The sequence below is a fragment of the Filomicrobium insigne genome (genome assembly GCF_900104305.1).
GTDB classification, from domain to species: Bacteria; Pseudomonadota; Alphaproteobacteria; order Rhizobiales; family Hyphomicrobiaceae; genus Filomicrobium; species Filomicrobium insigne.
Map to the genome: position 1 here is coordinate 114,313 of NZ_FNJC01000002.1, position 23,214 is coordinate 137,526.

The 23,214-nt window shown below is 57.0% G+C and carries 21 protein-coding genes; 8 read left to right on the forward strand and 13 right to left on the reverse strand.

The features are described from left to right. The first annotated feature begins 182 nt into the window (after nt 1–182). Together BLS30_RS06530 and BLS30_RS06535 are read left to right on the forward strand one after the other, a co-directional pair. The gene (locus BLS30_RS06530) at nt 183–770 is read left to right on the forward strand and encodes a VCBS domain-containing protein (protein WP_046475841.1); all 588 of its coding nucleotides are present in this window, start codon (nt 183–185) and stop codon (nt 768–770) included. A gap of 144 nt (nt 771–914) precedes the next feature. Then, nucleotides 915–1,202: a hypothetical protein gene (locus BLS30_RS06535; protein ID WP_046475837.1), complete on the forward strand. Its 288-nt coding sequence runs from the start codon at nt 915–917 to the stop codon at nt 1,200–1,202. A 100-nt stretch (nt 1,203–1,302) separates the two neighbouring features. Here the strand turns inward: BLS30_RS06535 and BLS30_RS06540 are convergent, their stop codons facing one another. Continuing rightward, entirely contained in the window at nt 1,303–2,706 is a 1,404-nt protein-coding gene (locus tag BLS30_RS06540; protein WP_090227588.1) for a fatty acid desaturase family protein, read from the reverse strand. Between the two features lie 446 nt (nt 2,707–3,152). Between BLS30_RS06540 and BLS30_RS06545 the strand changes: the two genes are divergently transcribed. Continuing rightward, entirely contained in the window at nt 3,153–3,830 is a 678-nt protein-coding gene (locus BLS30_RS06545; RefSeq protein ID WP_046475833.1) for an aquaporin, read from the forward strand. A 308-nt stretch (nt 3,831–4,138) separates the two neighbouring features. Further along, the gene (locus BLS30_RS06550) at nt 4,139–5,728 is read left to right on the forward strand and encodes a DEAD/DEAH box helicase (RefSeq protein ID WP_052743599.1); all 1,590 of its coding nucleotides are present in this window, start codon (nt 4,139–4,141) and stop codon (nt 5,726–5,728) included. 28 nt (nt 5,729–5,756) lie between these two features. Here the strand turns inward: BLS30_RS06550 and BLS30_RS06555 are convergent, their stop codons facing one another. The 10 genes from BLS30_RS06555 to BLS30_RS06600 form a co-directional block, all read right to left on the reverse strand. After that, nucleotides 5,757–6,326 (reverse strand): DUF924 family protein, encoded by a 570-nt coding sequence (locus tag BLS30_RS06555; protein WP_046475828.1) that lies wholly within the window; start codon nt 6,324–6,326, stop codon nt 5,757–5,759. Between the two features lie 30 nt (nt 6,327–6,356). Then, entirely contained in the window at nt 6,357–6,746 is a 390-nt protein-coding gene (gene sufA / locus BLS30_RS06560) for a Fe-S cluster assembly scaffold SufA (RefSeq protein ID WP_076605267.1), read from the reverse strand. Between the two features lie 66 nt (nt 6,747–6,812). After that, entirely contained in the window at nt 6,813–7,235 is a 423-nt protein-coding gene (locus tag BLS30_RS06565) for an SUF system Fe-S cluster assembly protein (protein WP_425284159.1), read from the reverse strand. Nucleotides 7,236–7,296: 61 nt separating this feature from the next. After that, entirely contained in the window at nt 7,297–8,562 is a 1,266-nt protein-coding gene (locus BLS30_RS06570; RefSeq protein WP_046475822.1) for a cysteine desulfurase, read from the reverse strand. Nucleotides 8,563–8,617: 55 nt separating this feature from the next. Then, nucleotides 8,618–9,943, reverse strand: coding sequence for a Fe-S cluster assembly protein SufD (gene sufD / locus BLS30_RS06575; RefSeq protein ID WP_244512381.1), 1,326 nt, complete (start codon nt 9,941–9,943; stop codon nt 8,618–8,620). Between the two features lie 79 nt (nt 9,944–10,022). Further along, on the reverse strand, nt 10,023–10,772 hold the full coding sequence (gene sufC / locus BLS30_RS06580; protein WP_090227594.1) for a Fe-S cluster assembly ATPase SufC: 750 nt from the start codon (nt 10,770–10,772) through the stop codon (nt 10,023–10,025). A gap of 87 nt (nt 10,773–10,859) precedes the next feature. Then, nucleotides 10,860–11,150 (reverse strand): hypothetical protein, encoded by a 291-nt coding sequence (locus tag BLS30_RS06585; RefSeq protein WP_046475815.1) that lies wholly within the window; start codon nt 11,148–11,150, stop codon nt 10,860–10,862. Between the two features lie 8 nt (nt 11,151–11,158). Continuing rightward, the gene (gene sufB, locus BLS30_RS06590) at nt 11,159–12,625 is read right to left on the reverse strand and encodes a Fe-S cluster assembly protein SufB (protein WP_046475811.1); all 1,467 of its coding nucleotides are present in this window, start codon (nt 12,623–12,625) and stop codon (nt 11,159–11,161) included. Between the two features lie 65 nt (nt 12,626–12,690). Continuing rightward, nucleotides 12,691–13,839: a cysteine desulfurase family protein gene (locus BLS30_RS06595; RefSeq protein WP_046475807.1), complete on the reverse strand. Its 1,149-nt coding sequence runs from the start codon at nt 13,837–13,839 to the stop codon at nt 12,691–12,693. Then, nucleotides 13,836–14,387 carry an Rrf2 family transcriptional regulator gene (locus tag BLS30_RS06600; protein WP_244512382.1) on the reverse strand — a complete coding sequence of 184 codons (552 nt, stop codon included), beginning with the start codon at nt 14,385–14,387 and terminating at the stop codon, nt 13,836–13,838. Before BLS30_RS06600 ends, BLS30_RS06595 begins: the two co-directional genes overlap by 4 nt. A gap of 324 nt (nt 14,388–14,711) precedes the next feature. Between BLS30_RS06600 and BLS30_RS06605 the strand changes: the two genes are divergently transcribed. Beyond that, complete coding sequence (locus tag BLS30_RS06605) at nt 14,712–15,440, forward strand: alpha/beta hydrolase (protein WP_046475803.1); 729 nt, start codon at nt 14,712–14,714, stop codon at nt 15,438–15,440. A 62-nt stretch (nt 15,441–15,502) separates the two neighbouring features. Here the strand turns inward: BLS30_RS06605 and BLS30_RS06610 are convergent, their stop codons facing one another. Further along, nucleotides 15,503–16,657, reverse strand: a complete 1,155-nt coding sequence (locus tag BLS30_RS06610) for an anhydro-N-acetylmuramic acid kinase (RefSeq protein ID WP_342027534.1) — start codon at nt 16,655–16,657, stop codon at nt 15,503–15,505. 66 nt (nt 16,658–16,723) lie between these two features. Between BLS30_RS06610 and tyrS the strand changes: the two genes are divergently transcribed. After that, nucleotides 16,724–17,977, forward strand: a complete 1,254-nt coding sequence (gene tyrS, locus BLS30_RS06615; RefSeq protein ID WP_046475799.1) for a tyrosine--tRNA ligase — start codon at nt 16,724–16,726, stop codon at nt 17,975–17,977. A gap of 28 nt (nt 17,978–18,005) precedes the next feature. On the opposite strand, the gene BLS30_RS06620 is transcribed toward tyrS, so the two are convergent. Further along, on the reverse strand, nt 18,006–21,752 hold the full coding sequence (locus BLS30_RS06620; protein WP_052743598.1) for an AsmA-like C-terminal region-containing protein: 3,747 nt from the start codon (nt 21,750–21,752) through the stop codon (nt 18,006–18,008). Between the two features lie 270 nt (nt 21,753–22,022). Between BLS30_RS06620 and bcp the strand changes: the two genes are divergently transcribed. Both bcp and BLS30_RS06630 read left to right on the forward strand, forming a co-directional pair. Beyond that, nucleotides 22,023–22,490, forward strand: coding sequence for a thioredoxin-dependent thiol peroxidase (bcp, locus tag BLS30_RS06625; RefSeq protein WP_090227599.1), 468 nt, complete (start codon nt 22,023–22,025; stop codon nt 22,488–22,490). Between the two features lie 209 nt (nt 22,491–22,699). Then, complete coding sequence (locus BLS30_RS06630) at nt 22,700–23,206, forward strand: bactofilin family protein (RefSeq protein ID WP_046475794.1); 507 nt, start codon at nt 22,700–22,702, stop codon at nt 23,204–23,206. The last annotated feature ends 8 nt before the right edge of the window (nt 23,207–23,214 follow it).

Sequence of the window (23,214 nt, forward strand, 5' to 3'; positions counted from 1 at the left end):
TCAGACACGGCTCCAACGAGCCCACGGATGAGCGGATTTTCAGGCATTCTCAATAATCAAGAAAGCAAAAACAGCGCTCAGGCATTCCTCGTTAGGAATAATTTTAGTTCAAACGGACAGAGTAAGCGCGCGGGACGCCCAGGTGTTGCGAACCGCGAGTGAGTTTGGAGTATTGCGTACCAATGGCTGCTTTTGCCCACGGGTCTATGGCCCTTGTGCCATCAAACGTGAATTGCAACGAGAGCAGCAGCGACGCTCCGGCGCCAACGGAGCGGACATGCGTGGAAGCTCCAATCACGCCGAGCCCCAGCAAAACAGTATCTAAAGACTTTTTTCACCTGATCGGTGACGCGGACTTCGAGCCGCCGGCGAACGTCATTCTGAGCTCCTATGCCGATAATGATGACGCGAACGCTGCGCACCTTTTGAACGCCGGAGAGACAAAAGAATTCCCCCTTTCGGGGTCAACGACCGCCGCTGGGTCTCTCATGGCGGGATCTGACTTCACGGCGACCACATGTGTCAGCGAGGTCTCATTCGAAGGCATGTCGTTTGCCGTTCCTGAAACCCGGCCCGTCCAAATCCCCGGGAACTTTGGCACACTCACAATTCGCGCAGATGGCACGTTTATTTATAGCCGGACCATTCATGACGAAGACTTTGCGGACGCCTTCACGTGCACGACAAAAGATGGCACGGAACGCCTGCGCGTCACTCTGCGAATTACGACAGAGCAAGAAAGTAAGACCAACCACGCGCGAACAGCTTGATTCCCCTTGCAACGCAATGCGTCAACCATCAGTTGCTGTTGCGCGATCACAACTCAGAGAAAGTTTGAGCTACAAGAGAATTGTCAAATACCCAGGCTACGGATATGCCGTTGACGGATTGAAACGGGCTTGGAGTTTTTCCCTATGAAGTTGGTTTTAAAGGCTGCCGCAAGCGCAGCGCTTATCGCCGGACTTGCCGTTTCGGCATCCGCACCCGCAGCTGCCGGTAACTGCTACAAATTCACGGGCAAGGGCTACGGTGTTGAAAAGACGATCGCCTGCTCGTTCGCAGACACTGCTCTTAAGCGTTCCATCGCTCGCTGGGCGCGCGAAAAGGGCGTGAAGCCTCACGTCGGACCGACCCATCACAAAACGAAATCAGACCGTGACCTCCTGGTTAAGTGCAAAGCCTGGGCACGCGTCTGTAAGTAAACTCAACGCAAGAGCACGAAAACAATTAGAGGGCTCGCAACCGATTCAATCTGGTTGCGAGCCCTCAGCTTATTTCCGGTCGCGAGCATTGCGGCCAATCTCAGTGATTGTTCAGAGATTCCTGCTTTTGAGCCGCAATCGCGTCCTTGTCGTTGACGCTGGCATATTCCAGCGTCGCGTCATCGACATATGCCGTATTGCCGGAGGGCGCGAAATCAGGCCCGAGGACATCGACAATCGTTGGGTTATCCTGCGTTCCCTTGTGAAGCGACCAGCCTTCGACAACCTGCGCACGCGATGAGTATTGCGCGTCCTTCTCAAGAAGCAGTTCGTGCAAACCCTTGAGCTTATAGTGGGGAACAGCCGCCATGAGATGGTGTGGCAAATGGTAATCCATGCCAAACGGGAACACGGCATAACGCACGAACGGATTAACAAGGAAAATGCGCGAATTCGTATAACGACCCCGATCGGCATTGCCATGCTGGACCCACTCCCGCAGGATCATGAATAGCGGAAACGTCGAGAACAAGGGCAGGATCCAGAAAAGCCCGAAGTAGCCCCACATAGGCATACCGCCGCTGTAGTATTCCCCGAGGGTCAAACCGCTGTACAAAATAGCCATGAAGGACAAACGGCTGATAGCGGTCGCGCGATGCGAAATGATCGGGTCAAGCCGACTCTTCGCGAAGGCGTCGTCAGGGATCACAGCGTAGTAGACGACGAGCACAGCTGTAGCGACGACGATGATGCCCATCGCCCAAGCCGTCATGGAAGCTGAATCTGCGTATCCGAGCTCTCCCGCAGACGACAAAGCGATCACGGCGAAGGGCACCATTACGGCATAGAGCACACCCCAACGGATCGCCCAGGGCGAACCTGGAGACTTAGGATCTGCATAGGGATTGGTGTCTACGCCCAAAGCGCTGTAGCGCGCGCGCGCCGCAATATAGCTAACCAAGAGAACGGGATTGAGCTGCCGGATAATCCCCCAAACGAGATCGATGTGCGCAACAGGGAAATCCAACCAGTGACCGGAATCTTTGGCTTGCGAGAAATTCGGATCACGCTCCGGATCATTGACGAATTGATGATGCGCAAGATGATGCAGCCGAAACGCATACGTAGACGTGTAAATCGGAAAGGCACCGAACCAATCCGAGGCCAGTTCGTTCAATTTGCGATTCTCAAAGAGAATAAAGTGCGTGCCTTCGTGCACAATTCCCCCGAGTTGGTGCTGGGAAGCCCCAATGACGAAAACCGCTACAACGACCATTGGAATATTCCACCACCATCCGAGTCCCTCCCACGCAACAACGGAGAAACTCCAGACTGTAAGAACAATAGTACCAATGATGATGGCCCATACCTGCGCGATGTACGCAAAGTTGGTGTAATTGTCGCGCTCTTTGAGCGACCGGATCACAGCACGATAATCGCGCTTCGTGTCCATATCTACGTCAGCATCAATACCGTTTTGGACGGCCGTGCTCTGAGATCCCATGACAGTACCCCGAGATCGTTTCTTCACTTCATTAGGCGCCGGGATTTGTGTCCCCGATCAGCGCCCTGGTCTAGCCCCATTACATCAACGTCTTAAAACAAAATATTAAACCTGCATCTCATTAAATCACATGCTTGGCTTAACGTGCGGGCTCTTGCCGCATCAAAAACTCGTGTAGCTGCGCGTTCTAGCCTTCGGCATCTGCCGAAAGTTCCCAGATCAACAAAGTTGTACGCAGCACTAGCCCCTCGCATCGGGTAAAACCGCGTGTAAATGATGTTTGTTCCATCGCGGACAGACCATTCCAGACTTGGATTAAATGGCCCTTGCCATATTGAACCGCCATCCGCGGTTTTAAAACTTCTGCGACTCCGGCAAACGCAGTGCGAGAAAAAATCCTCTAGCGCGCATTCAAAACCGGCAATTAAAATGGGGGGCGGTAACGCATGAATCTCAGGTCCATTTCAGCAGAACTTATCGGCTCGTTCAGTTGTGTTGCGGCGCTTTTCGCCGCCATCTTATTCGCGGAACCCGCTGGCGGCGGCCTCGTCGCGACGGCGCTGGCACCCGGTCTTGCATTTATCGCCATGTCCTATGCCGTTGGCCACGTGTCCGGCGGCCACTTCAATCCCGCCGTAACACTGGGCCTCGTGGCGGGAGGGCGCTTTGCGCCCGCCCAGGCCCTTGGGTACATCGCAGCGCAACTGGTCGGCGCAATCGCAGCCGCAAGCTTGATCTATGTCATCCGGGCTGGAGCAAGCAGCGGCGACTGGCCAACGTTATCCGCAGCCGCGAGTACTTTTGGCGGTAAGAGCCAGTTTTCGTTGATGAGTGTGATGCTTATCGAATGGCTAACGACAGCACTGCTCGTCATCGTCTTCATGGGGGCCACATCCAGCACCGCGCCCTCAGGCGTCGCGCCCTTGGCGATCGGCTTTTCCATCACCATGTTCCACATAATGGCGTTGGCGGTGTCTAACGCTGCGCTTAATCCAGCGCGCGCTACGGCAGCGGCAATTTTCACTGACGCACATGCTCTGGCTCAGCTTTGGGTGTTTTGGGTTGCCCCAATTCTCGGAGCTGTGACGGGCGGCCTTATCGCCCGATGGCTTAACGAAGAATAGCCACTCTAAAGAGCTTTATGGCTGCATGATTGATCCAGCATATGAAGCTGGGAAGCGATTGATGACAATTCCGCAACGAAAATCCCGTGGCAAATAAGCATAAGATACGGGTTTTTCTTGCGTTGTTGAGGCCCATGTGCAATTGCCATTAACAACTCGGGCGCAGAGGGTAGACCAACATTTTCCCTTACCGAGACCTCAGCCTTCATATCGAATGCTCGCTTGTCTCAAAAAATTTCTGCGCTCCCGACGGCAGGTCCGTGTCGATTGTCCGGGCGTGCCACGTCCGAAATTGGAGTAAATGACTTTTGACGACACTGACATTTGCTGAGCTCGGCCTGAGCCCAAAGGTCCAGGCGGCGGTCGATAGCTCAGGTTATACAACGCCGACACCCATTCAGGCGGCCGCTATTCCCGTTGCTATTCAAGGCCGCGATATACTCGGTATCGCACAAACCGGTACCGGCAAAACCGCATCTTTCACTTTGCCGATGATTTGCCGTCTTGAGACCGGACGAGCGCGTGCACGTATGCCGCGATCCCTGATCCTCGCGCCAACCCGTGAACTTGCCGCACAGGTCGCACAAAGCTTCGAAAAATACGGCGCCAACAACAAGCTCAACTTGGCGCTGTTGATCGGCGGCGTCTCCATGGACGAGCAGACCAAAAAGCTAGATCGCGGCGTAGATGTCCTCATTGCCACGCCCGGCCGCCTGATAGACCATTTTCAGCGCGGCCGCGTCATGCTGATGGGTGTAGAAATACTCGTCATCGACGAAGCGGACCGCATGCTGGATATGGGCTTCATTCCCGATATCGAGAAAATCTGCAAACTCCTTCCGCCGCGCCGTCAGACGCTGTTCTTCTCTGCGACGATGCCACCAGAGATCACGCGCCTCGTGGATCAGTTCATGAATGATCCTATGCGCATCGAAGTGGCCAAGCCGGCAACCACCGCGACAACCATCACGCAGCTGTTCCGGTATTGCCCCGATGGCGAAGACTGGGCCAAACGCGAAGTCTTGCGCGAATTGATGCGCTCTGACGACGTGAAGAACGCCATTGTCTTTTGCAACCGAAAACGCGATGTCGCCATTCTGCACAAGTCACTGCTGAAGCACGGTTTCAATGCCGGAGCGCTGCATGGTGACATGGACCAGAAGAGCCGCACCGAAACACTCGATAAATTCCGCTCTGGCGAAATCACAATTCTCGCAGCGAGCGATGTGGCTGCACGCGGGTTGGATATCCCGGCCGTTAGCCACGTTTTCAATTTTGATCTGCCCTGGCAATCCGACGATTACGTTCACCGCATTGGCCGAACGGGCCGGGCAGGCCGCGAAGGCAACTCAACGTCCCTCGTGACGTTCGAGGACCTGAAGCTCGTGAGCGACATTGAAAAGATCACCGGAACAACGGCGAATTGGATCGGCGAACCTCCCTCCGAGGAGGACATGGCCGACAGCTCTTCAAAGAAGCGCCGCCGCGCACGCGGTCAACGTTCCCCCGAGCGTGGACGTGGGAGCGGCAGAGGAGCTCCAAGACCGTCGCGCAGGAGTTCAAAAGACGAGCAAGCCGTGACCGAACAACCGGTCATGCTAGAAGAAACCGACGCCAAACAAAAGGTCTCAAAACCGAAGCGTGCGCGCAAGCCCGATGCCCCGCCTAAGGCTGCCGCCAAAACCGAAGAGACCGCGTCAGAACCCATCAAAAAGACCGACAGCACCCAAAAGCGCCAACGCGCTATCGCGAAATCCAGCGACGGGAGCGACTTGGTAGCCCCTGCGCAGGGCTTCGCGGACAACATTCCGGCTTTCCTCCGTCGCCCGGTACGTCGGCCAAGCCGCACAGCGACCACGAAGACCGACCCGGCCCGTGCAAAGGTGCCGAGCGAATAAACGCGAAAGAGGAGCAAAACCGATTTCGCTAGAATGAGCTTCCCGGCTGCAGCAGGAATTCCGCTTCCTGCTCAGTAGAATCGCGCGCAAGAATCTTGTTGCGATGAGGAAACCGCCCGAAGCGGGCAATGACGTCCCGATGGGCGACGGCATATTGCGTATAAACATCGTTCCCGAGCGCCCTGATTAGGGTAACGGCCTGCTCCTGATCGGCGATAGATTCACTGTGTTCAAAGGGCAAATACATAAAAACGCGTTGGTCGGTGCTTAAGCCATCGTCACGATCAAACCCGCGCGCAACGACGGCCTTGGCCAACCCGAGCGCACGTTCGTCATACGCAAAGGCACGCTCCGTACCCCGATATAAATTGCGCGGAAACTGATCGAGAGCGACAATCGCAGCAAGAGCAACATATGGGCTCGTCAGCAACACCGCATCAGGTTTACCGAAAATCTCGTCTGGAAGGTCTGAGAACTGCGAGACTATCTCCGCATCAACCTCAGTTGGAGGTTGGAACCAGTCTTTGGGACTGAGCGTATCGAACCAGAATTTGACGACCCTCTGTGCCCAGGAATCCTCGGCAATCTCCGAACCCATTGCACGTGCTCCACGCCAAAGACCAGCAGGTCAGGAGACCTTCAAAGCCGCTAATTTGTCCGCGGCCGCAGGTGCCAGATTGACGCTTTCACCGCAGCCGCAGGCGCTTTGCTGATTGGGGTTGTTGAATACGAAACCGAATGAAAGCTTGTCCTGGACATAGTCCATCTCTGTGCCAAGCAAATACATAATGGCCATCGGCTCGATAAGCAGCTTCACGCCCTTGTCTTCCACAACCTCATCGAACTTGTCCTGAGATTCCGCCCAGGTCATCGTATATTCCATGCCTGCGCAGCCGCCCTTTTTTACGCCGAGCCGCAAGCCGACGATATTGGGCTTCTGAGCCATGATCTCGCTAACCCGCTTCGCGGCGGCATCAGTCAAGGTCATCACCTGAGGACGGGGTCTAGAGCTCGTCATGATAGGTAAAATTCCAGTGCTAAATCCTGTATCGGCTACCTCTAATATAGGGGCCACAACCGGATTCTAAAACATGTTCAGCGCCAACCGGGCTTCGTCCGACATCCGGCTCATGTCCCAGGGCGGATCAAAGACGAGATTAACCTTCACATCACCGACACCAGCCACAGCGCGCACGGCATTATCAACCCACTGAGGCATCTCGCCAGCCACGGGACATCCCGGTGCTGTGAGCGTCATATCAATCTCCACGTCACGATTGTCGGCAATATCAACCCGATAGATCAGCCCAAGTTCGTAGATATCCGCTGGAATTTCCGGATCGTACACCGTCTTGAGCGCGGCCACCACGTTGGCCGTCATCTCGTCCAGTTCTTCCTGAGACAAAGACGACCCGGCAACCGGCGTTCCGCCATCCGCAACACTCGGCACAGAAGACTTCACACCCGTTTCAGACACATCGCCCGGCTGCATTTCAGTCGCTTCCACGGATGGCGAAACCACGTCATCGGTGATTGACGTATCGTCCGTCATGTTCCTCACCTCCAATTCAAGCGAACAAGGCCCGGGCACGCTCAAGCGCTTCAGCAAGCGCATCGATTTCTGCCTTCGTGTTGTACATCGCAAAAGAGGCTCGACACGTTGCCGTCACCCCAATGCGCTCCATAAGCGGCTGTGCACAATGGTGCCCTGCACGCACCGCAATGCCCGACCGGTCAATAACCGTCGAAACATCATGCGGATGCAGCCCCTCGACGCTGAAGGAGACGATCGCACCCTTGCCCGGTGCCGTACCATGGATCGTCAGCCAGTTGAACGGCGCCAACCGTTCCTTGGCGTAAGCCGCAAGCTCCGCTTCATGCGCAGCGATGCGATCGCGCCCCACATCCATCATGTAATTAAGCGCCGTACCGAGACCAATAGCCTCCACGATCATCGGCGTTCCCGCCTCGAACTTGTGCGGGCTCTGAGCATAGGTAACCTTGTCACGCGTCACGATCTCGATCATCTCGCCGCCGCCCTCGTAAGGCGGCATCCGATCGAGGTGTTCCGCCTTCGCGTAGAGTACTCCGATACCTGTAGGGCCGTATGTTTTGTGCCCCGTAAACGCGTAGAAGTCGCAGTCTAGATCCTGCACGTCCACCGGCATGTGAACAGCCGCTTGACTGCCATCAACCAGCACCGGGATGCCACGGGCGTGCGCAATCTCGATCACCTGCTTGATTGGCACGATGGTCCCAAGCACGTTCGACATGTGCGTAATGGCGACCATCTTCGTCTTAGGCCCCAGAAGGGCTTCGAACTCATCAATTAGGAATGAACCGTCGTCTGCAATCGGCGCCCACTTCAGCACCGCGCCCCGGCGTTCCCGATGGTAGTTCCAGGGGACAATATTGGAGTGGTGCTCCATGATCGAGAGGACGATCTCATCGCCCTCGCCGACCACCATGCCACCGAACGACTGAGCGACAAGATTGATCGCCCCGGTCGCATTTCGCGTAAAGATAATCTCGTCTGAACTCGGCGCGTTTAGGAATTTCCGAACCGTCTCACGCGCTTCCTCAAATTTGGCTGTCGCCGTGTTCGAGAGGTAATGCAGACCGCGATGCACATTCGCATATTCGAAGCGATAGGTGTGGTCCATCACCTCGATAACCTGACGGGGTTTCTGCGCCGAAGCCCCGTTATCAAGATAAACGAGCGGCTTGCCGTAAACATCACGACTCAGGATCGGAAAGTCGGCGCGAATTTTTTCGACGTCGTAACGGTGATCCTCTGCCGCTCCAACCGCTGCTGCTGTCGATTCACCGCTCATTCTGACCTCTCTGCTTTAGCGTTGTATAAAAGCTGCGCTTGAATAGGGATTGCCATCAGTCAGCTTGCAACCAACCGCGCGCAAACATCTTCAACGCTTCTGCAACGGGCTCGTCTTCCACCGTTTCAATTGCTTCGGCGATAAACGACTCCGTCAGCAACACACGCGCTTTCTCCTCGGGAATACCGCGGGATCGGCAGTAAAACAGCATCTCTTCATCGATTTCTGCAACCGTCGAACCGTGCCCACAAGCCACATCGTCGGCGAAGATCTCAAGCTCCGGCTTGGAATCGAATTCCGCATCCGGGGACAGCATCATGGCCTGTGCCATCTGCTTGCCGTCGGTCTTCTGAGCAGCCTGCTGCACGACGATCTTGCCCTGGAAGATGCCCCGGGCGTGCCCATCGAGAATACCCTTGAAAAGCTCCCGGCTTTCACATCCCGGCACAACGTGATCGACAACAAGCGTCGTATCGATGTGATCGCCACCGCGGCCCAGAAATGCGCCGGACAGATTGAGCTTGGCGTCCTCGCCATCGAAAGTCGCGAAGATCTGGTTCCGCGCCAACGCGATGCCCTGCGTCTGCTGGAAACCGCGATACTCGGCCTCTTTCCCGACCCGCACCATCCAATTCGAAAGATGCGTCACCGCACCCTTGTCGACCGCGCACTTCACGTGCGTCACGTAAGCCTTGTCGCCAACAACGATCTCGCTGGCCGTATTGATCTGTCCTTCGTCCGTAACGCCAGGCAACGAAACGAAAGCTTCGACGATCGTCACTTTGGCGCCTGCACCGACATCAATCACATGCCGGACGGTCGCGGAGAACGCTTCCTTCCCGGCACGTACGTGCACGATGAGCACTGGCTTGGCGAGCTCTGCGCCATCGTGAATACGGACAACAGCTCCGTCACTCATGAACGCGGTATTGAGCGCAAGAGTGGCATCGTCCTTGGGACCCGACGTGCGCGTCAGTCCGGTCTTGCTTTCGCCATTCACCAACGCTGAGGACAAGGGCGAAAACTCCAAGCCCTCGAGGTCCATTGGCGTCGAAAGTTTTGGCCGGTATGCGCCGTTGACGAATACGATCTTGTGCGCGTCGAGCGAGGCCAGCGATCCGAGCGCAACGATAACGTCCGCGATCGTCAACTCCGTGGAATCGCCGATACTCGGCGGAAGTGCTTCCTTCAGCACCTGCCGCAGATCGGTATACTTCCACTCCTCGATACGCCGGTGCGGCAGTCCGAGATTTTCAAATCTATCCGCGGCTTCGCGACGCGCCTTCTGCACGTCTGCACCACCCGGCAAAGTGTCGGCGACAGACTGAAATGCCTCAAGCAAGCCTTGTTCGGCCTTCGTTTTCATCACTGCTAAATTCATTCCGCGCCTCCCGCGCGCACCCGATTAGTAAATCCCGAACTCGGCTCACGCACGATGGTCGCTCCAACAGTCGCGCCCATTAGGCAGCCTGGTATTCGGCGTAACCTGACTTCTCCAATTCAAGGGCCAGCTCTTTACCGCCCGAACGCTGGATCTTGCCATCCGATAGAACGTGCACCTTGTCAGGCACGATGTGATTCAACAGACGCTGATAGTGCGTGATCACCAGCATCGAACGCTCAGGCGAACGCAGCGCATTCACACCATCGGAAACGACCCGCAGTGCGTCGATGTCGAGACCGGAATCCGTCTCGTCGAGTACGCATAGCGTCGGCTCCAGCAAAGCCATCTGCAGAATTTCGGAACGCTTCTTCTCACCACCGGAGAACCCGACGTTCACCGGCCTCTTCAGCATTTCCACATCGATATTGAGCTCAGCGCCCTTCTCCCGGACGAGCTTCATAAATTCCGGTGTCGTCAGCTCGGGTTGACCGCGCTTCGTGCGAACCGAATTAAGTGCTGTGCGCAGGAACGTAAGACCCGCGACTCCCGGGATCTCCATAGGGTATTGGAACGCTAAAAACACACCTTCAGCCGCGCGCTCATCCGGCGACATATCCAGAATAGACTTGCCGTTCCAGAGGATATCACCTTCGGTGACTTCGTAATCATCACGGCCCGCGAGGATGTATGCCAGAGTGGACTTACCCGACCCGTTGGGCCCCATGATCGCGTGGACTTCACCCGTTGGAACCGTCAGGTTGATCCCCTTCAGGATCGGCTTGTCCTCTTCGATGATCTTCGCATGCAAATTCTTGATCTCAAGCATTTTACAGTCTGTCTCCGTATCTAAGTCCTGAGTGGCGCGCTTCCATCGCGTCCGCACCAAATCCTTGCGCCGCACCAAGACGGCGGTTCATTTTTCTTCGTCAAACATCGAGCGGTAAGGCTTGCCGTTCCAGCGCCACTCCCAGGTCCCTTCGGTCTTGGACTTGGCAAAGGCCGTGAATGCCCAGACGCATGCCAGCACCACAGCAGCCCAAGCCAGCAATCCCACCGTGCGAGTTGCGTCCGTCAGCGACAGTAAAAACGGCAAAGAAGCTAGAGGTAACGCCAGGGAGAAGGCCAGCGTGACAAGCCAGCCTTTCCAGTTCGTCGGCGTGGCGCCATAGCCATGCCTCTTAGGCTTAAACCAATACTCGCCCATGCGATGCCTCAGCCAACGCTTCCTTCCAGCGAGATCCCGATCAGCTTTTGCGTTTCCGCCATGAACTCCATGGGCAACTGCTGCAGCACATCCCGCACGAAGCCGTTGACGATCAACGTCACTGCTTCTTCTTCTGAGAGCCCGCGCTGCATGCAGTAAAACAGCTTGTCGTCCGAGATCTTCGAGGTGGTCGCCTCGTGCTCGAAGTGCGCAGACGAGTTCTTCGCCTCGATGTATGGCACCGTGTGCGCACCACACCGATCGCCGATCAGCAGCGAGTCGCACTGCGTGTAGTTTCGCGAATTGGTCGCCTTGCGATGCGCCGAAACGAGACCGCGGTACGTGTTCTGCGAAACGCCGGCTGCGATACCCTTCGAGATAATACGGCTCGACGTATTCTTGCCGAGGTGGATCATCTTCGTGCCGCTATCGATCTGCTGATGCCCGTTGGAAATCGCGATCGAATAAAACTCGCCGCGTGAGTTATCGCCACGCAGAATACACGAGGGATATTTCCACGTGATCGCCGAACCGGTCTCGACCTGGGTCCAGGAGATCTTCGAGTTCTTGCCGCGACAGTCGCCGCGCTTCGTCACAAAGTTATAGATGCCACCCTGACCGTTGGCATCGCCCGGATACCAGTTCTGCACCGTCGAGTACTTGATCTCCGCGTCATCGAGCGCAATGAGTTCGACGACGGCCGCGTGCAGCTGGTTTTCGTCGCGCATCGGCGCCGTGCAGCCTTCGAGGTACGAAACGTATGACCCCTTCTCGGCGATAATGAGAGTCCGCTCGAACTGTCCGGTTTGCTTCTCATTGATACGGAAGTACGTCGACAATTCCATCGGGCAGCGCACGCCCTCCGGAATGTAGACGAACGAACCATCCGAAAAGACTGCCGAGTTGAGCGCCGCATAGAAGTTATCAGACTTCGGCACCACCGAACCCAGATACTTCTTCACCAGATCAGGATGATTACGCAGAGCTTCCGAGATCGAGCAGAAGATTACGCCCGCTTTCGCCAGCTCTTCCTTAAACGTGGTCACAACCGAAACCGAGTCGAACACGGCATCGACCGCCACGCGTGAATTCTGCACGCCCGCCAGGATCTCCTGCTCTTTCAGAGGAATACCAAGCTTTTCATAGGTCGCGAGCAACTCAGGATCCACCTCTTCGAGGCTTCTGGGACCCTCCGCGTTCTTCGGTGCAGAATAATAATAGAGGTCCTGAAAATCGATCTTTGGATAGCTAACTCGAGCCCATGTCGGCTCCTTCATCGCTTGCCAGCGCTCGAACGCATCCAGTCGCCAGTCCAGCATCCACTGCGGCTCGTTCTTCTTCTCCGAAATGTAGCGGATCGTATTCTCGTCGAGCCCCTTCGGCGCCTTGATCGATTCGATCTGCGTCTCGAAGCCGTACTTATACTGGTCGACGTCGATCTGCTTGACCTGTTCGATGGTCTCGACCGTTGCCATTGCCTTCTCCTCACTTCACTTCTTTAAGGGCGAGCCCCCGGCCCACCACGTTGTTGTCCGTTCCGTTACGCGACCCTTCGCGCAACGCTCGCGCGCCCGGCGACATCCGCCCAGGCGATTAGAAATCGTTCGACATCCTCTGCCGTATTCGTCCACCCAAGACTGATCCGGATCGCGGACTGCGCTGTCTCGGGCTCCAATCCCATCGCTTCAAGCACGTGACTGCGGCCGACCTTGCCTGACGAACATGCGGCCCCCGAACTCACGGCGATTCCGGCCAGATCAAAGCCGATCACGAGGGTCTCCGCGCGACACCCCGGCAGAACAACCGTGCTCGTATTGGCGAGCCTGTCGACGTTCTGGCCAATCACCGACGCATTAGGAGTCTGCGCAGTAACGCCTTCTTCCAATCGGTCACGCAACGCGCTCAACTGCTCGAAAGCAGCAAAGTCTTCGCTCGCCGCACGTGCCGCGGCACCAAAGCCCGCAATCCCAGCGACATTTTCCGTACCGGCACGCCGGTTCTGTTCCTGTCCGCCCCCGGTGAGCAGCGGCACAAAACGTGCACCATCGCGAATGACCAGTGCACCAGTCCCCTTCGGCGCACCGATTTTGTGCCCCGACACAACCAGGTAATCGGCGCCGAATTCCGCAAGATTGATCGGCATGCGTCCCGCTGTTTGGACAGCGTCACACAAAACCGCGACACCCTGCGCGCGCGCCATTTGAAACAGCACTCGACACGGTTGAAGAACGCCCGTTTCATTATTCGCCATCTGCAATGCGAAGAGAGTCCGTCCGCCAGACGCAGCTGCAGTCTCCAGCACCCGCGCGCAGGCCTCGGCATCAATCACACCATCCGGGCCAACACCGACCTCGATGACTTGCACGCCCCGATCGGCCGCGCGCCGTGCAGCGGCCAATACTGCGGAATGCTCAACCTGGGACACGATGATCGTATCCCAGTCCATCGCCAGAACAGCACCGGCACCCTCAGTCCCGCTCGCCGTGAAGACCACTTCGCCAGGCACCGCCCCAACGAGCGCGGCCACATCCCGGCGCGCTGCGTCTACGAGCGAACGCGCACGACGCCCTTCGACATGAACCGAGGACGGATTACCGAAATCCTCCAAAGCCGCGATCACAGCCACCTTGGCTTCCTCGCGCAGGGGCGCCGTCGCGTTGAAATCAAGATATGTCCGCGAGACTGTCATTCTGCTGCCGCCACACTTTTCGCCAGAACGGGCTGTGCCAGTTTTTCTTCTGGAATACCGTCCACAACCTCCTGAAGCGTCACCACAGAGAGGAAAGCTGCGATATGCGCGCCCATCGCGTGCCAAAGCTCGTGGGTCAGGCAACGCGCTTCACCCAAACAGCCGCCATCAGGTCCATCCGTGCAGCGGGTCATCCGCGTGCCTTCGTCAACCGCTCGGAGAATCTCGATGACGGTAATCTCGTTTGCGGGACGCATGAGACAGTACCCGCCAGCCCGTCCCCGCACGCTATCCACGAGACCAGCCCTGCGCAGGCGCCCAAAGATTTGCTCCAGGTACGCGATCGAAAGCTGTTGGCGCTCGGCAACAGCCGACAGCGGAATTGCATCCGCGCCGCCATACTTTGCCAAGTCGGCCAATGCCATGACCGCGTATCGTCCCTTAGTGCTCAGTTCCATTAAACCGTCTCGGAATAATCGCCCTTCGCGCGCACCCCACTCCGTCCGCAAGGTCGGTAGGGCAGCCTCTTGCGCATAAGGCTCATCCATGTGCTAAGAACGCTCGCTCGGAGCTGCCAAAACGAGGCTGGTACTTTCGAACAGTTCTAAACTTGGTTTGAATATGAAAATTCCGAGCCACGAAGTCAAGTATTGGCAGATCAGTGCTACGCCTAAGGTTGCATCGAGGCTCGTAGCAGCCCATTCAGTGTCTGGAGAGTCTTCGCGGGATGCGCTGTCGCTACGGCTACTTGGACCGCGTCGCACACAGTCCCGATAACAGAATTTGGCTACGGAGCCGGTACAACGGCAGCAAAATGCGCCGTTCGAGCGCAATAAGGTTACGTAGCATTCACACAGGATACGCGATCACACATGCCCGAATTGATCATTAACGGACCCGCAGGCCGCCTGGAGGCGCGCTACCACCACGAGTCGGCCAGCGATAGCCCAATCGCCCTGATCCTGCATCCGCACCCGCAGTTCGGCGGAACGATGAACAATCAGGTTGTCTACAGCCTTTACCACACGTTCGTAGAACGTGGCTTTTCGGTGCTTCGCTTCAACTTCCGCGGAGTTGGCCGTAGCCAGGGCTTCTGGGATGGCGGCCCAGGCGAACTCGCCGATGCCGCATGCGCACTCGACTGGCTTCAGCTTGTAAAGCCCGACGCACGCAGTTGCTGGATCGCCGGCGTTTCATTCGGCACTTGGATTGCCATGCAGTTGCTGATGCGCCGCCCCGAGGTCGAAGGCTTCATCTGTGTCGCACCGCCATCCAACTTGTATGACTTCTCATTCCTCGCCCCCTGCCCCTCATCTGGCCTCATGATCAATGGCGACATCGACAGGGTTGTGCCATCCAGCTCCATCGCGGAATTGACCGGTAAGCTCAAAACCCAGCGGGGCATTAAGATCGACCATGAGATCGTGCCCGGCGCCAACCACTTCTTTGAGGGCAAGATGGACGAACTGACCGACATCGTCGGTCGCTACGTCGACATGCGGATGACGCAGATCCCGAAAGAGAAAGAAAAAGCGAAGGCGAGCAAAGAACCTCCGCCGCCTGCCCCCGCGGAAGTTGAGCCGGGCGACGAAGAAGAATAAAAAATCCGCACAACGACGAATAGAGCAAATCCCGGCCCAAATGGCCGGGATTTTTTCTTAGCTCAAATGCTCGCAGGATCTACGAGCACCCCACCAGACGCAGGAAAGCGCACGCCCGTCGTCCCGGGAAACGTAATGGGCAAGCCCTTCAGAGATCTTACCGCCATAAATGCCCACGCCTCGGCTTCAACGCTGTCCCCGTTTAAGCCGGCCACCTCCGCACTGAGGACTTCTCCAGGCAAACGCTCCTGAAGCATGGCCATGAGCGTTGGGTTTTTCCGGCCACCGCCCGAGATGATCCACGCCAGCGGCGCCTCCGGCATAAGCGATCGTGCGCGTGCGATTGTTTCAGCCGTAATGGCCGTCAAAGTTGCTGCGCCATCCTCGATAGACATCCCCGCGACCACATCGAGCGAGAATGTATTGCGATCTAGCGATTTCGGGGCGGACAGCTCCAAATAGGGATGCATACCAAATTGCGCGACAGCCGCTTCATCGACGCGTCCCTGCGCGGCTAATGCGCCGCCGATATCACAAGCGCGACCAGCCTTCGCGCGCACCCAATCGTCGATAAGCGCATTCCCAGGCCCCGTATCGAAAGCAATAAGATCGCCTTGGGCGCTGATCCACGTCACATTGCCCACGCCGCCAATATTCACGACGACCGCTGGCCGCGGGGCAAGTTCCGCCAACAGTGCCCGATGATAAACAGGCGCTAAGGGAGCGCCCTGGCCACCTAGCTCCATGTCCCGTGCACGCAAATCATAAACAACCGGGCGGTGCGTCAATTTCGCCAACAAGGCCCCATCGCCAATTTGCACCGTCAAATGATCTTCTGGCCGGTGAAGCACCGTTTGTCCGTGAAAGCCAATGACATCAATATCTGAACGGACAAGGCATGACTTTCGCAGGAAGGCCGACACCGCGCTCGCATGGAGTTCCGTCAGCTCCCGCTCGATATCGGCCAACAGCCCCGGGCGTTCGCAACGCCCGTTGATTGAACGGGCTTGGTCGATGCCTGTCGCCAAACGCTCTCGCATCTCCGGACTGTAGTCAAACGTCATGGAAGCTCCGCTGCGCACAACGCGCTCCCCGTCCGTTTCGATCATGGCCACGTCGATGCCATCCATCGACGTCCCGCTCATAAGCCCCAGCGCCCGTATCATCTCGCGCATATCACCTTGCCCAATCGCGCCTTCCTGTGCATGGTCCCGCACGATCTCTAGATCCAGTCACCAACTCGCCCCTCAAACGGGACCCCAAAAAACAGCGACACCGAAGTAATGTCACAGCCAAAATCGGAATTCCTAAAGATCCTCACCGAACGCGGGTTCATTCACCAGTGTTCCGACAATGAGGCCCTTGATGATCTGGCCAGCCGCAACGAAGTGATCGCTTATGTCGGCTACGATTGCACAGCACCGTCGCTGCACGTCGGCCATCTGATTTCGATCATGATGTTGCACTGGCTTCAGCATACCGGCAATAAGCCCATCGCGCTGATGGGCGGCGGAACTACGCGCGTCGGAGATCCCTCGGGTAAGGACGAAACGCGCGTTATGCGCCCGGTCGAGGAAATCGAAGCCAACAAGAACACGATCAAAGGCGTCTTCGAGCGCTTCCTTAAATTCGGCGATGGCCCTGGCGATGCGATCATGATCGATAACGCCGAATGGCTTGCGCCGCTCAACTACATCGATTTCTTGCGCGATGTCGGCCGCCACTTCTCGGTCAACCGCATGATGAGCATGGACTCTGTCCGTTTGCGTCTGGAACGCGAGCAGGAGCTCTCGTTCATCGAATTCAACTACATGCTGCTTCAAGCCTACGATTTCGTGGAATTGGCCCGGCGCTACCGCTGCAACCTGCAGATGGGCGGATCCGATCAATGGGGCAACATCGTCACCGGCATCGACCTTGGTCGCCGCATGGGCACCCACCAACTCTTCGGCCTGACCTGCCCGCTGCTCACGACAGCGTCCGGCGCAAAGATGGGCAAAACGGCTTCCGGAGCTGTGTGGCTCAATGCCGAACAGCTCTCGCCCTACGACTACTGGCAGTTCTGGCGCAATACCGAAGACGCTGATGTTGGCCGCTTCCTGAAGCTCTTCACATTGTTGCCGATGGATGAAATCGCACGCCTCGGCGCTCTTGCCGGCAGCGAGGTAAACGAAGCCAAAAAGATCCTGGCAACGGAAGCAACAGCGCTCATCCATGGCCGCGACGCCGCAACGAAGGCCGCTGAAACAGCGCGGATCACCTTCGAAACTGGTGCTCTCGCCGAAGACCTCCCCACCGTGGATATTGCAAGGCAGGATTTGGATGTTGGACTGGGAGTACTTGCCGCATTCGTCTCCGCCGGGCTCGTCAAATCCAACGGTGAGGCCAGGCGTCAGATCAAAGGTGGTGGCCTAAGGGTCAACGACACTGCCGTTGCTGACGAGTCTGCAACACTGACGTCAGCAGACCTCTCAAATGAGGGCGTTATCAAATTGTCGCTTGGCAAGAAGAGACACGTCCTGCTGCGTCCAAACTGAACACAGCACATAGCGACGGCGGAGTGCGCTAGTTCTTCGCCGGAGAGGTCTCCGAAGACCAACCATCCACACCCGATTTCGTGGGGGAGTTTCCTCCCCCACGACCGGCATCAGCCGGACTGCTGGAGGAGCGCACCGCTGCTCCGTAATCGCCGCCGCCAGTACGCCCTTGCCGAGGCTGGACGCTCGGAGCCTGAGGCGTCAGCTGGAACATTTCACGGAAAATACCTGGCGCAATCATCGACAACGGATGCACCACGACTTGTGGATTGTCCATCGAGCCCTGAATTGCGTAGGTCACGCCGAAGATACCTTCCTGACGCGGACCTGACAGCAACTCGCCCAGAACAGGAATGGCGCCAAACGCATTGTTGAGCCCCTGTAGCGGCACATAGGTTCCCCCAAGCTCCAACATCTGCCGGCTATAATCGACCTTGCCGCGAACTGTGGCGCCCTGGAGGGGGCCGCGTAAATACGCGTCCTCAAGCACGAACTGGCCATAACCCACCGAAAACGGTGCGCGCATCCGGTCAAACTGAAAGACCTGCCGCACCATTCGCCGTTTCGCGGTACGCCCCCCATCAATCGATGGTCCGGTAGCATCCGCGCTGCCAGCAACCTCCGAAATAACCGGGTCCCCAAGAACCTGGAAATTATCGACCCACAAAATTCCCGTTTTCTGAGCAGGTCCACGTCCATCGAGATTAACCTCGAGACGCATCGAACCTTGAGTCATGTTGGGATAGAAGCCAACGAGCTTGAACGCTTCACCGGCATCACGCGATGTCGCCAAAAGTTGCCGCCCGTTCGAGCGGTCATTGCGCAACGCGACATCTAACGCCTGCCCGCCGCTGAGCTTCCCCTTAATGTCAAGTGCCGAGAGCTGACCGTTCCGTTCTGAGAGCTTAAGTTTCACCCCCCGCAAATTGACGTCACCGTAGCCCAGAACATTGTCAATTTCGGCGGTTAGGTCGACCCCGGCTTGCTTCTTCTGACGCTCACCCTGCGTCCGCGCACCCGGAATGGAATAGAGTGTGCGGAAGAACGCTCGCCCGTCATATGTCGGACCTTTCGCACGTATCTGCCATACGTTCTTCGAGTCGAGCTTTCCGCTGACTTCTAACCGCGTAACAAGATTGAGCCAGAACTTCGGAAACGAAAAACTGACGACCTGCTTCTTCTGGCCAAGCCCGATCACCCCTTCGATGCTCAGATCGTCGCCTTCAAGCCGGAAGTTCCTAAGCTCGCTACGGCCTGATGCATCCTTGACCACATCAAATTCAAGAAACGCACTACGCCCGGTCGGCTTGCGCCACGCAATTTCTTCTATCGCGACGTCGGTGTTGGTCAGATCAGCGCGGAGCCGCACATCGGACTGCGTATTTGAGTGCGGCTGAACAGTTACTTCAACTGCCACGTCACCATGCAACCCATCCCCGAGATCCAACCCAAGTTGTCTGCGATCCGCTTCATCGAGCGTAGCCGTAACGCGAATAGGCGGCTGTTGGGCGTCGGTTGCCCCAAAAATACGTTGCCAATTGAGCTTCGCTAACACGCCCTCGATAAGAACCTCGCCTTGCGCATCGACAGCAGTCTCGCTCAGATCAAAATTGATCGTCGCACCCTTGAGGTCGTATTCGCCGAGCAGATCTTCCGCGCGCCCATCGGTCAAGCGCGCCTTGGCTTTGATTCTGACGTCCTCCGCCTGGAGGTCCTTCAACAGAGGAAAGCTCAGAGTGACGGTACTCGCCACTTCACCGGAGATATTATCAGGTAACGCTTCAGGTTTTCTGAGGTGGTCAAACGCCGGCAATTCAAGCAACGCCAGCATGGCCCCTACTTTGCCGCCCGTTGCAAATGCGACTTCGCCAACCGGTGGCGTTCCATACACATCAGCAATCGTGAAGCGTCCCGATTTGAGACCTAACACGTGGTCAGAACTCACGGGCATCGAGCCATCGGGCACAATCACTTCCAGAGCTTGATTCTCAAGCTTAACTAAAGTGCGCGACAAGGTGATCGGCGCCGTGCCCTCAACGGGCATCATAACGACGTTTTCCAGCGTCGACGCCAAGCTCATCCGATACGTGTCTTGGCTGTCAGGATCCGCTTGTGCGAGATATCGCCCATTGAGGTATCGATATGTCCCCGATTGCAGCACACCATCATGGATCCTGCGGCCAACCCACTGCCGAGCATCCTCCGCCATACCGCGGGGCCAAAGCACTTTCATCGTCGCGATCGGCATCGCGCCAATTTCAGCCTCGAAGTGAGACCCCGCACTCGAGCCCGTGGTAGCAAGTTCGCCCATTAAAGAGACATGCCCACCGCCGGCAGCAATTTCGAACCGATCGAATTTCAGAAGCCCTCGCTCAGGCGCAACCGTTCCCTGAGCATGCCACTTATCAACCGGAAGAGGTGGGATACCAAATTCGGTCGCGCCCAAAACACCTTGCTCGGCAGCAATATCAAAACGCCATCCGCTTTCTTCACCGCTACCCTCACTTTGAGCGACATGCGCCAGCGTCCCCCCGAGCGTTAGGCTGCTGTCGCCCCAACGCAAGTTGGAGGATGCAAGGATTACGCGTTCTGTGGTTGCGTCATACTTGAACGTGAACAATCCTGAATCGACTGTAAAAGGGACCTCCGAGAAACCCGCCAAATCAACACGGCCTTCTCCGATTTCGACCGTTGCTTCACCACCCGCTACGCTACCCTTCTGGTTGAAATCAATCCGGCCGTCGCTCGCAATCGGAATATCAAAATGCTTAAGCACCGCCAATTGCGGCAACGCATCGCCAAGCCATCTCGGAACAAGTCCACGGATCGACGTGGTGAGTGAAATTCCCTTGTCGTCCTGAACGTCCTCCGCTCTGAACGACAACGTCCAAATTTGTCCCTGCGAAGAAATGCGCGCCGAACCCGAAATGATGCTCCGGGTATCGTGATGATCCATATCAACGCTGAACCGTGGCACGCGCCAAACACTCGCCTGTCCGCCCGTATCCAGGACCACCGTCGCATCTCGAAGGCCAATCTCCCGAAGGTAAGATGTGGCTCCGCCTCCGCGTCGTGCGCGTTCCGAAGCCAATTCGACAATACTCGTAAAATCTACGGTCTGCCCGGACGGCTGCGCGCCAGCAGCAACCGTATCCGCGCCCGGCCACGACCGACGCGCGGGAACCGGGGATGGCGCGATGATGCTATCGGAAAGGTCACTTGGAAGGCCAGCCGAGCCACCCGGTGAAAACTTGAGCGATAGACCAGCTTCTTCCGAGTAGAACAGAAACAAGCGCGGTTCGATCAGTTCGACACGAGACGGCGTCGCCTGCAGGCGCCAAAGCGCCGCATAGTTCAACTCCATCGCCGCTTGCGGAGCAGCCACGACGAGATCGCCGTCACGTTCAGAGAATTGCAGGTTCTCTAGCCTGAACTCCAGCGCACCATTGTCCGTTAATGTCACGACAATATCGTCGATCGCTGCATCAAGTCCGGTGAGCTCGGCATTGATGCCCTGCTCCACAGATTTGACGAGAAAGTTCAGAGACACCGGCCCCTGCAGAAGGCGGAAATACAAGAGGCCAACCGAGAGCAGAACGAGCAGAACGACCGGGATGAGGCTCAGACCGCAAAACTTCGCGGTTCCCCGAAGCCACCCCGAGCGCTCTCCATCCGGAAGTTCGCGTGGGCGAACGGGGCCACGAACCGGCTTACGTCGTGGCGCACGCTGCTGTGGCGAATTGTATTGTCGAGGATACCCCTGTCGACGATCCACCCGTCACCTGCTCCGACTATTCACACTGGCACGACTACGGCAACAACAGGTCGCAAATCCGATTCTTCAGGAGCATCACGCACTGAACCTGAAGTAAGCGCGCAATACCCTTCCAAACCGAAGCCGACTATGATGTTTCCGATGCCAACCCACAGGCGCTCTGTCTCGCGCCATCCCCGAAACGGTTCCTTACATAAGAAACCATCCGCACCAGCCTTCGATTAGACCAGATGTGTTGGTCAAAAAACGACGAAAGAAAGGCACTTATCCATGGCTCAAGAAGGTGATCGCGCACCGGACTTCGAACTTTCCGACAGCGACGGCAACACCGTCACTCTGTCAGACCTGAAGGGCCAGCAGGTTGTCCTCTATTTTTACCCGAAAGACGACACACCAGGATGCACCACCGAAGCGCTGGACTTTACTGCCCTGAGCGAGAAATTCGCCAACACCGGCACAATAGTGCTCGGCATTTCACCCGACAGCCCCAGCAGCCACTGCAAATTCCGCGACAAACACGGGCTCACCGTGCGCTTGATCTCCGATCCCGAACAAACAGCGGCAAACGCCTATGGCATTTGGGTCGAGAAAAATATGTACGGCCGCAAGTTCATGGGTATCGAGCGAAGCACGTTCTTGATCAATAAAAACGGCAAGATCGCCCGCATATGGCGCAAAGTTAAGGTGAAGGAGCACGCCGCCGAAGTCTTGGCTGCTGCCCAAGAGTTGGCACAATAGTTCGGCCTTCTACGCTAGCCTTCCGAAGTCCAGGCGATCCCCCATTTCCACAACTTGTCGCGCTGAAGCCCGCGTGACCTGCTAGGGGAAACATGCTAGAGGCTGAACAAGGGAAAACCGCTTCGGGTTGAAATTAATTTGGAGACGCGTAACCCCTTACGCGCCATTGCACGCGTTCCTGTTGCGTTGAGGTGGAGATCTTTGACGTCATGCTGCCGAATTTTAAAAAGAATGAGACCGAACCACCCAAGCCACCCGCCACACCGAGTGCCGGCGCCCCTTCCCAACCAGCTATACCCCGTTCTGCTACTGCAGGCGCACGCACCAACGGTGACCGTCTCCCACCATCCATTATCGGCCCGGATTTGACAATCCATGGCAACCTGAGTTCCAAGGGTCAGGTCCAGATCGACGGCGACGTTGAAGGCGACATCCACGGGACCCACATCATCGTCGGCGAACGTGCCCGCATCACCGGCGGCATTCTCGCAGACGAAGTAGTTGTGCGGGGACATGTGATGGGCTCAATCCGCGGCCGTCGCGTTATGTTGCAGGCTCAAAGCCACGTCGAAGGTGACATTTATCACCAAGCCCTCGCCATCGAGCAGGGCGCCTTCTTCGAAGGCAAGTCGCGGCGAAGCGAAGACCCCATGGCGAACGTGACGGAAAGCGAAATGCCCCCGATGCTCGCACCCACTCCGAATTCAGTCGGCTAAAACCGGCA